This is a genomic window from Microbacterium umsixpiens, assembly GCF_053543675.1.
In genome coordinates this window covers 1-8,770 of the sequence record NZ_JBLVOH010000032.1, presented here as the reverse complement: position 1 = coordinate 8,770, position 8,770 = coordinate 1, and the positions used below count along the sequence as shown (strand labels likewise).

The following is an 8,770-nucleotide window of genomic DNA, read 5'->3' as shown; positions in this document are numbered from 1 at the left end:
GCGGCTGGTCTCCGTTTTCGCAGAGGCGAGCGGGCAGTGGGCGGGGTAGACCGGTCAGGCGGTGGCGAGGACCGCCTTGGCCGAGGTCGTCCGACGGAGGGTGACCGCGAGCGTGGTCGCGACCAGAGACAGCACGCCCCACACCACCAGCGCAGCGACGGCCGAGCCGCTGCCGGCGATCAGCCCGGCGAACGCGGGAGCCGTGGGGAGCGCGGCGCCGATGCTGGCGAGCCAGCCGGGCACAGTCGAGATGAGCCCCGTCGCGACGGCGAGCACACCGACGAGGGCGGAGATCCATCGTCCGACGCCGCCGAACAGGGCGACCAGCGCCTGGTTCACGGCAGCGAACGCCACTCCGGCGAGCACAGCGGTGCCCGCGAACGCCCACCACGCCGCGGCGTCGTAGCTCGCGACGATCTGCACGATCAGTGACACCAGCAGCCCCTGGCCCGCGCCGATCAGGGCGGCGGGCGCGAACGCACGCAGCGTCAGCGCGGCGGACGAGCGACGGGACGTGAGAGTGCGGGCGGTGTGGGCGCGCATCACCACGAAGGTGGCGAGTCCGCCGAACCACAGCACGACGGCGGCGAGGAGCGGGATAGCGGTCGGCCCGAAGATCGTGTCCATCGAGGAGTTCGACGACACCGGGTCGGCGATCACCGAGGCGAGCGACTTCGAATCGCTGTCGCTGAACGAGGGGAGCGAGTCGGATGCCGTGCGCAGCCCGCCCGCGAGGTCACCGGTCCCGGTCGCCAGGGTGTCGATCCCGGTCGCCAGCTCGGTCGTGCCGTCGGCCAGTGCGGTCGCGCCGGTGGACAGCTGGGTCGCACCGGTCGCGATCCCGCGTGCTCCGGTGGCGGATGCGGCGATGCCCTGGTCAGCGAGCTGGGTGAGTCCGCCGGAGAGCTGGGTGGCTCCCGCACCGGCCTGAGACATCTGAGAGGAGAGCTGCGACGTGGCCTCGGTGTCGAACGCGGTCAGGCCCGCGGCCGTGCCGGCCGCCGCACCCGCGGACGTGTTCGCTGTGTCGACGAGCGTGTCCGCCCCGTCGGCGATGGCGCTGAGCTCGCCGCAGAACTCCGGGGTGGCTGCGGCCGCGCACTTGGCAAGGAGGCCATCGAGTCCCGTGGACAATCCGGAAACGCCCTTTGCCACTCCGCCAGCCAGCTGAGAGGCGCCGTTCGCGCCCTTGAAGAGTGGATCAGGCACCAGCCCGTTCTGCGACAGCGTCGTGGCCCCGCCGGTGAGCCCCGACCCGATCTGCGCAGCACCTGCCGCGGCCTCCCGCGTCTTGCCGGCGATCGTGTCCAGCCCCGAGGCGAGCGACGACGCACCCGTGCCGAGTTCACCCGCGCCCGAGGCCAGCTTCGTGGCACCGTCGGGGATGGCTGCCGCTCCGGTCGCGGCGTCCCGCGCACCGTTCGCGAGCTTCAGTGCGCCATCGGCCGCTTCGCCGATCTGGTCGCCGATGGTGGTGAAGCCGACCAGGATGTTCTCGGTCGTCGCCTCGGACAGCATGGTGCCCATCGTCGAGGCCGCGACATCGGCGATCTGGCCGGTGATGAGGTCGTCGGCGACGAGGCCGTCGTCGGGAGTGGTCACGGTGATGGTGGCCTGCTCAGCCTCACCGCCGCCGTCCGAGATCGCCTGACCGGCCGAGGTGGCCGCCGCGGAGAACTCCTCGGGGATGGTGATGACCGCCTGGTACGAGCCGTCGGCGAGGCCGTCGGCCGCATCCTCTTCGTTCGAGATCACCCAGGTCAGGTTCGAGTCGAGGTCGTCCGACCCCTCGACGAGACCTGCGGCGAGCTGGCGTCCGAGCGGGGTGACCTGGTCGTCGATGGTGACCGGCTCGTCGAGGTTGACGATCGCCGCGGTCATCGAGTCCAGACGCTCGGTCGGGTTCTGCAGGGCCGCGACCAGGATGCCGCCGACCGCTGCGGGAAGCAGCAGCACGCCGAGGATGGTCAGCCACGTGATGGGCTTGCGGGAGCGCGCGCGCTCGATGGGGAGGGTCATGCGGTCACCTCGGTGGATTCGGCGGTGCTCCGGCGAGGAGCACGCGTGTCGAGAGTTTCGGCGGCGGGCCAACCGGCCTCCGCGAGAGTGGTCCGTGCCGCGTCGGCATCGGAGGCGGTGGCGAACACCGCGAGCGTGCGGGAGGCGGCGGCATCGCGGAGCATCGCGGCGGCCTGGTCGTGCTGGCCGCCGGTCAGGCGATCGATCCCGTCGATCACGACGATCTGCGACTTTCCGCGCAGCGCCTCGGCGAGATCGGCGAGGGCGGTGTCGGCGTCGTCGACCAGCACGCAGCCGACGTGCGCGCGCACCCAGGCGCCGCGTCCGGGCAGCAGATGGCCCGCGACGCGGAGCCGACCGTCGGTAGGTGTCACCCGGCCCGCGATCGTGAGCGCCAGTGCCCGTCGTGCCCGCACGTCGCCACCGGTCGCGACGAGCGCCCCGCCTTCCGGGATGCGCAGCGACAGGTTCTCGACGATCGGCGCATCGGCGCTGATGTCGAGATCATCCGCGGCGACGATCGAGCCATCTCCCGGCCATTCGGCCAGGTGGCGCTCGCGCTCCACGGCCTCGCCCTCGACGTCGACCCGCGGGAGGATCTTCTCCAGCCACGCGGGCAGCTCCCAGGCGCGCTCGCCGAGGATCGCCATGAGGGCGGGGATCAGTGTCATCCGCACCAGGAAGGCGTCGATCGCGATGCCGGCCGCGAGGCCCAGGGCGATGGGTTTCAGCGACGAGTCGCCCTCGGGGACGAACGCCACGAAGACCGCGAACATGATGAGTCCCGCGGCCGTGACCACCTTGGCCGAGCCCGTGAAGCCGCTGCGGACGGTGCGCAGCGCGGCAGCGCGTCGCGTGGCCCGATCAGGGCTCTTCGAGTCGGGGTCGTGCACGAAGTCCTCGCGCATCCGCGAGACGAGGAACACCTGGTAGTCCATCGCGAGCCCGAACAGCACGCCCATCAGGATGATCGGCATGAAGCTGATGATCGGGCCGACCTTGGCGACGTGCAGCAGATCGGCGAACCAGCCCCACTCGAACACGGCGCCGACCACGCCGAACGCGGCGACGATCGAGAGCAGGTAGCCGGCGGCTGCGGTGATCGGCACCCACAGCGAGCGGAAGACGATGGTGAGCAGGATGAGCGAGAGCCCGATCACGAAGATGCCGAACGGCAGCAGCGCATTGCCCAGCTGGTCGGAGATGTCGATGCCGACGGCGGTGAAGCCGGTGACCTTGAGGTCGATCCCGAACTCATCGAGCCACTCGTCGTGATGGCTCCGCAGCTCGCGCACGAGGTCGGCGGTCGCCGGGTCGTCCGGGGCGGTCTCCGGGACGATCTGCACGATCCCGGTGTCGGCCGTCTCGTTCGGCGTCGCGAGGGCGACCTCCTTGACGCCGGGAACCTCGGCGACGGCATCCCCGAGGTCTTCCATCAGCGTGAGCGGGTCGGTGGAGGTGACGATGGTGCCGGTGAGGATCATCGGCCCGTTGAACCCCGGCCCGAACTCGTCGGCGACCAGGTCGTAGGTCTGACGCGCCTCCGAGTCCTTCGGCAGCACGCCCGCGTTCGGAAGTGCGAGGTTGAGGCTGAGTGCGGGGATGGCCACGATGCCGAGGCCGATCACGACGGCGAGCGAGACGAGGATCGGGCGCTTGGTGACGCCGTTCACCCACCGCGCGCTGCCCTTCGCGCGCACCGGAGCGGCGGGCGCATCGTCGCTGTCTGCGTTCTTCTTCGCCTTCGGCGCGCGCCTCGGGCGACCCACCACCTTGCCCTTCATGAAGCCGAGGAATGCCGGGGTCAGCGTGACCGCGATCGCGACCGCGACGGCGACCGAGACGGAGGCCGCGATGCCCATGGTCGTCAGGAACGGGATGCCGGCGAAGCCGAGGCCGATCAGCGCGATGAGCACCGTGACGCCGGCGAAGACGACGGCCGATCCGGCGGTGCCGACGGCGCGCGAGGCGGATTCTTCGGGATCGACGCCCTCACGGACCTGGTCCTGATGTCGCGCCATGATGAACAGCGCATAGTCGATGCCGACCGCGAGTCCGAGCATGAGCGCGAGCAGCGGGGTGGTGGACGACACGGTGGCGAACGCGGTCGCGGTGAAGATGCCCGCCATCGAGATGCCGACACCGAGGATCGCTGTGAGCAGCGGCAGGCCGGCCACGACGAAGGAGCGGAAGGTGACGATCAACACGAGCAACGCGATCAGGAGGCCGACCGCCTCAGTGAGCGTGACACCGGGGATCGAGATCGCGAAGAGGTCGCCGCCCAGCGAGGTCTGCGCACCATCGGGGAGCTCGGCGTCGAGGTCGCTCACGACGGAGCGCAGCGCATCCTTCGTGTCATCCGAGACGTCGGTGGACTCGCCGTCGAACTGCACGCGCACGATGGCGGCGGTGTCGTCGTCGTTGATCATGCCCTCGACCATCTCGTCGTAGGGCGAGGTGGCGGCGAGCACACCGTCGAGGTCGCCGAGTTCGTCGACGGCATCCTCGATGTGGTCGCGGTAGTCGTCGGCGGTGATCTCGTCGCCGTCGGCTGCCACGACGATGAACTGCGCGTTCGTGCCGCTCACCTGCGGGAACGACCGCGAGAGCTGCTCGAGGCCAGCCTGCGATTCAGTGCCGGGGATCGAGAACGTGTTGTCGGTGCCCGCTCCCAGCACGAGTGCTCCGGCTCCGGCGATGCCGAGCGCGAGCAGCCAGGACACGAGGACTCGCCAGGGGTGCCGGAAGGACCAGCGGCCGAGCGAGGACAGGAGTGTGGACACGCGTTCCTCCGAGGGGTACTGATTGGATACACAGGTGTATCCGATACATACATGTATCGTAAATTGACCGGCACGTCGGAATCTGTGTGCCGGGTGTGAATCGTGCGAGAGTGAAGGGTCAGGAGGTTTCGATGTCGACACCCGCAACCCGCAGCCGTGAGAACACGCGTGCCCGTCTGCTCGAGGCCGCCGCGCAGGTCTTCGCCGAGGTCGGTCTCGACGGCGCCTCGGTCGAGGCCGTGTGCGAGCGAGCCGGATTCACCCGCGGCGCGTTCTACTCGAACTTCGAATCCAAGGACGAGCTGTTCCTCATGCTCGCCGCGAGCGTCTCCGACGTGCGCGTGAGCGGAGTGCGCACCCGCGTCGAGGAGCTGACCGCCGAGGGCGCCCTGGTCGAGGGGTGCGATCCGATCGAGCTCGTGCAGCAGATCATGGAGCTCGGCGGCGACGACCGCCTGGGCGTGATGCTGCTGAGTGAGATCCGCATCCGGGCTCTGCGCGACGCGAAGTTCGGCGAGGCCTACCTCGCACAGGAGAGCGAGATGGTCGCGAGCATCGCGCAGATCATCGACGACATCGTCTCGGTCAGTGCGTTGAAGCTGCGCCTGCCGGCCGAGACCGCGGCACGCATGCTCATGATCCTCTGGGAGGGCATGACCGTGCGCGGGGCGATGGCCGGCCAGGACGACGCGCAGCTGCGCCAGGCGGGCAGCGAGCAGCTCGGGCGGCTCGTGCAGCTGATCATCGAGTCGTAGCGCGAGTCGCCGAAGCATCGGGCGCGGAATCGCTCGATCGTGCGCGGTTCGGCGCGAGCGACAGCAGGGCGCCGGCTGCCAGGAGCGCGGCCGTCACGAGGAACGTCGTCCGCAACGCAGGGGTCAGCGCGTCCGGGGAGGCGGCTGCGATCTCGCCGGAACCGGATGCTGCCGCGAAAAGCGCGGCGAGCACGGAGGCACCGGTGACGAGACCGAGATTGCGGGAGAGTCCCAGGAGGCCCGAGGCCGCACCGCGACGGTCGGCGGGGGTCGAGTTCAGAACGCCGGTGTTGTTGGCGGCGAGGAACAGCTGGTAGCCGGGAGCGAGCAGCACGGTGCCCGTGACGTAGCCCGGCAGCCCGCACCAGGCCGGCAGCAGCGCGAGCGCGAGTGCCCCGAGGAGCATGCCGCCGAGTCCGACCGACGTCATGCGGTGCGTGCCGAACCGGTCGACCGCGCGTCCGGCCAGCACGCCGGTGCAGATCGAAGCGAGTGGACCGGCCGCCATGACGGCGCCGATCGCCGCCGGCGGCAGGTGCAGAGCGCCCGCGAGGAAGAAGGGGCCGACCACGAGGGTGCTCATCATGACGGTGCCCACGATGAGGTTGAGGATCGCGCCGCGCGAGATACTGCGGTTCCTGAGCAGTACCGGCGGCAGCAGCGGGTGGCTCGCGCGACGCTCGCGCATCATGAACAGCACGGCGGCGGTGACGGCTCCGCCGAGGAGTGGCAGCGTCGGCCACGAGGCCTGATCGCCCGGTGCGGTGACGCCGAGCGTGTAGAGGGCGACGGCCACCGTCAGCAGAACCATGCCCGGAAGGTCGAAGCCGCGTCGGGGACTGCCTGCCTGCCGTGCTTCCGCTCCGGTCGCGGCCGCCAGGGCTGCGGCGAGGAGTCCGAGCGGCACCATGGCGGCGAAGATCGCCGGCCAACCCGCCACCGTGATCAGGAGACCGCCGAGCGCCGGACCGGAGGCGGTCCCCACCGCTGCCGTGGTGCCGAGCAGGCCCATGACGCGCCCCAGGCGATCCGGCGGGACCAGGTCGCGGGCGCGCGCCAAAGGGAGCGCCATCATGACGGCGGCGCCGATGCCCTGCAGCGCGCGGGCGGCGATCAGCATCCACAGGATCGGCGCGATCGCAGACAGCGCGGCCGCGATCGTGAAGACCGCGATGCCGAGCAGCAACACCCGACGCCGGCCGAGCAGGTCGCCCAGGTGTCCCACCGTGAGGCTCGTCGCCGTCATCGCCAGCAGGTACGCGAGAGCCACCCACTGCGTCTGCGCGAAGGTGCCGTCGAGTTCCGCGGCGATCGTGGGGAGCGCGACGTTCGCGGCGCTGGTCCCGAGCGATGCGACCAGGACGCTGAGGGCGAGCCCGGCCGTGCCCGCGCGCAGGAGGGGCGTGGGGGTGGAAGTCTCCGTCATGTCCTCAGCATCGATCGCGGAACGTTCGACCAGCAACTTGTGTTGCCGAAACAGGGACGCCCGTGGTCCTATGAAGCCATGGAACAACAGGAATCGGTGCTCGACGCGACGCTGGAGCAGATCGGTCCCCGTCTTCAGTCGCTGCGCGCTCGCCGCGGCCTCACGCTGACCGAAGTCGCCACAGCCACCCGGATCTCGAAGAGCACACTGTCGCGCCTGGAGACCGGTCAGCGGCGTCCGAGCCTCGAGTTGCTGCTGCCGCTCGCGCGGATGTATCGGGTCTCCCTCGACGACCTTGTCGGTGCTCCCGAGACCGGAGATCCGCGCGTACGACTACGCCCGCGACGCGTCAACGGTCGGACCGTGGTGGCGCTCACTCGCCAGCCGGGGGAGAGGCATGCGTGGAAGATCATCGTGCCGCGGGAGGCGTCGGAGCCGAAGCTCACCGCGCACGAAGGTTCATCCTGGATGTACGTGCTCACCGGCCGCATCCGGCTCATCGTCGGCGACCGCGACGTGATGCTCGACGCGGGAGAGGTCGCGGAGTTCGACACCCGAACGCCGCACTGGTTCGGCGCCGACGGGGAGCATGACGCCGAGATCCTCACGATCTTCGGCACAGACGGCGACCCGGGGCCCCGCAGTGCGGATCTGGCGACGCGTCACCTCGCCGAGGTTCTCGGTCAGCACGCGGAGGCGCACTGACCTCCGCTGCGGCGTCGCTCGACGATCCGGATCGGTTCAGTTCGCGCGTGAAGTCAGTTCGTAGTGGCAGCGGGCGAGCCGTGCCACCCACCACTCACGGCGCTCATCTGAGGCCGCGAGACGGCTGAGCGCATCGGCATCCGGCGTCACTCGACCCACCGGGATCGAGCCGTCGACGGGACGCAGGTCCGCCACGTCGTCGAGGAAGAGCGACGCGGTACCGAGCCCGCAGTCGTAATCCAGCGTCGGGAGGGCTGCGGCCAGTGCGGCACCCTGCGACAGGCCGATCGCGGTGTCGAGAGCACTCGAGACCACGACCGGGAGCCCCGCCGCGGTGACGATCTGCAGCGCGTGGGTGATGCCGCCGAGCGGCTGCGCCTTGATGACGAGCAGATCGGCCGCACCGGCGCGGGCGACGGCGAGCGGGTCGGAGGACTTGCGCACGCTCTCGTCGGCGGCGATCGGGATGCCCATGTACTTGACCCGCTTGCGCAGATCCGCGAGCTCCGGCACGGTCGCGCAGGGCTGCTCCACGTACTCCAGGTCGTACTCGCCCAGGGCGTGGACGGCGTGCTCGGCCTCGTCGACGTTCCAGGCGCCGTTGGCATCCACGCGGATGCGTCCCTCTGGTCCCATCGCCTCACGCACGGCGCGGACTCGTGCCACATCGTCGGCGAGGTTCTGACCCGGTTCGGCGACCTTGACCTTGGCGGTGCGGCATCCGGGGAACCGGTCCAGCACGTCGGCGACGCGGGCGGCGTCCACCGCGGGGATCGTCGCGTTCACGCCGATCCGGTCGCGCAGCGGCGCCGGTTGCTCGCGCCACGCGAAGTCGATCGCCGCGGCGAGCCAGGTCGCGGCCTCGGCATCCTCGTACTCCACGAACGGCGAGAACTCCGCCCATCCCCGCGGGCCCTCGAAGAGGAGCGCCTCCCGCACCTCGACGCCGCGGAAGCGGCTGTGCATCGGGAGGGCGACGACCCTGGCCGAGTCGATCAGGTCTGCGAGCGGCGGGATCATGTGCCCATTCTGCTCCGTGGAAGCCCCCCGGCGCCGCTCGTCCCCCGGGTGAGTCGCCCCGC

6 protein-coding genes are annotated in these 8,770 nt (G+C 70.5%); 2 read left to right on the top strand and 4 right to left on the bottom strand.

All coding sequences use genetic code 11. The features are described from left to right. Window positions 1-54 precede the first annotated feature (54 nt). Entirely contained in the window at window positions 55-2,019 is a 1,965-nt protein-coding gene (locus tag ACNPM4_RS03375) for a YhgE/Pip domain-containing protein (protein ID WP_448984694.1), read from the bottom strand. Next, a complete protein-coding gene (locus ACNPM4_RS03370; protein WP_448984693.1) occupies window positions 2,016-4,802 on the bottom strand; it encodes an MMPL family transporter in 2,787 nt (928 codons plus the stop codon). Before ACNPM4_RS03370 ends, ACNPM4_RS03375 begins: the two co-directional genes overlap by 4 nt. Before the next feature lie 131 nt (window positions 4,803-4,933). Here ACNPM4_RS03370 and ACNPM4_RS03365 point away from each other — a divergent pair, with 131 nt between their 5' ends. Beyond that, window positions 4,934-5,557 carry a TetR/AcrR family transcriptional regulator gene (locus tag ACNPM4_RS03365; protein ID WP_167634286.1) on the top strand — a complete coding sequence of 208 codons (624 nt, stop codon included), beginning with the start codon at window positions 4,934-4,936 and terminating at the stop codon, window positions 5,555-5,557. Here ACNPM4_RS03365 and ACNPM4_RS03360 read toward each other — a convergent pair. Next, the gene (locus tag ACNPM4_RS03360) at window positions 5,544-6,983 is read right to left on the bottom strand and encodes an MFS transporter (protein WP_448984692.1); all 1,440 of its coding nucleotides are present in this window, start codon (window positions 6,981-6,983) and stop codon (window positions 5,544-5,546) included. The genes ACNPM4_RS03365 and ACNPM4_RS03360 overlap by 14 nt on opposite strands. A gap of 78 nt (window positions 6,984-7,061) precedes the next feature. Between ACNPM4_RS03360 and ACNPM4_RS03355 the strand changes: the two genes are divergently transcribed. Next, window positions 7,062-7,688, top strand: coding sequence for a helix-turn-helix domain-containing protein (locus ACNPM4_RS03355; RefSeq protein ID WP_448984691.1), 627 nt, complete (start codon window positions 7,062-7,064; stop codon window positions 7,686-7,688). A gap of 36 nt (window positions 7,689-7,724) precedes the next feature. Here the strand turns inward: ACNPM4_RS03355 and ACNPM4_RS03350 are convergent, their stop codons facing one another. After that, window positions 7,725-8,708 (bottom strand): o-succinylbenzoate synthase, encoded by a 984-nt coding sequence (locus ACNPM4_RS03350; RefSeq protein WP_448984690.1) that lies wholly within the window; start codon window positions 8,706-8,708, stop codon window positions 7,725-7,727. Window positions 8,709-8,770: the final 62 nt, after the last annotated feature.

Bases quoted from the DNA above. Each gene is read 5' to 3' on its own strand.
- ACNPM4_RS03365 (WP_167634286.1), top strand. From the start codon at position 4,934: ATGTCGACACCCGCAACCCGCAGCCGTGAGAACACGCGTGCCCGTCTG.
- ACNPM4_RS03375 (WP_448984694.1), bottom strand. From the start codon at position 2,019: ATGACCCTCCCCATCGAGCGCGCGCGCTCCCGCAAGCCCATCACGTGG.
- ACNPM4_RS03355 (WP_448984691.1), top strand. From the start codon at position 7,062: ATGGAACAACAGGAATCGGTGCTCGACGCGACGCTGGAGCAGATCGGT.
- ACNPM4_RS03350 (WP_448984690.1), bottom strand. From the start codon at position 8,708: ATGATCCCGCCGCTCGCAGACCTGATCGACTCGGCCAGGGTCGTCGCC.
- ACNPM4_RS03360 (WP_448984692.1), bottom strand. From the start codon at position 6,983: ATGACGGAGACTTCCACCCCCACGCCCCTCCTGCGCGCGGGCACGGCC.